The 741-nt window shown below is 55.3% G+C and carries 1 rRNA gene; it reads right to left on the minus strand.

The annotated features are described in order from the left end of the window. Nucleotides 1–40 precede the first annotated feature (40 nt). Nucleotides 41–741, minus strand: a 23S ribosomal RNA gene (locus IEW63_RS14530); the annotation flags it as partial.

Here is a 741-nt window from a genome sequence, read left to right on the forward strand (position 1 = left end):
TTCTCATGGCAGACCACGACCCGGATTGCTTGGGTGTTATATGGTCAAGCCACACGGGCAATTAGTACTGGTTAGCTCAACGCCTCACAGCGCTTACACACCCAGCCTATCAACGTCGTAGTCTTCGACGGCCCTTCAGGGGGATCAAGTCCCCGGTGAGATCTCATCTTGAGGCACGCTTCCCGCTTAGATGCTTTCAGCGGTTATCGTTTCCGAACGTAGCTACCCGGCAATGCGTCTGGCGACACAACCGGAACACCAGAGGTTCGTCCACCCCGGTCCTCTCGTACTAGGAGCAGCCCCTCTCAAATCTCAAACGTCCACGGCAGATAGGGACCGAACTGTCTCACGACGTTCTAAACCCAGCTCGCGTACCACTTTAAATGGCGAACAGCCATACCCTTGGGACCGGCTTCAGCCCCAGGATGTGATGAGCCGACATCGAGGTGCCAAACACCGCCGTCGATATGAACTCTTGGGCGGTATCAGCCTGTTATCCCCGGAGTACCTTTTATCCGTTGAGCGATGGCCCTTCCATACAGAACCACCGGATCACTAAGACCTACTTTCGTACCTGCTCGACGTGTTGGTCTCGCAGTCAAGCGCGCTTTTGCCTTTATACTCTACGCACGATTTCCGACCGTGCTGAGCGCACCTTCGTACTCCTCCGTTACTCTTTAGGAGGAGACCGCCCCAGTCAAACTACCCACCATACACTGTCCTCGATCCGGATAACGGACC

The organism is Halopseudomonas pertucinogena (genome assembly GCF_014646575.1).
In the GTDB taxonomy this organism is placed as follows: Bacteria; Pseudomonadota; Gammaproteobacteria; order Pseudomonadales; family Pseudomonadaceae; genus Halopseudomonas; species Halopseudomonas pertucinogena.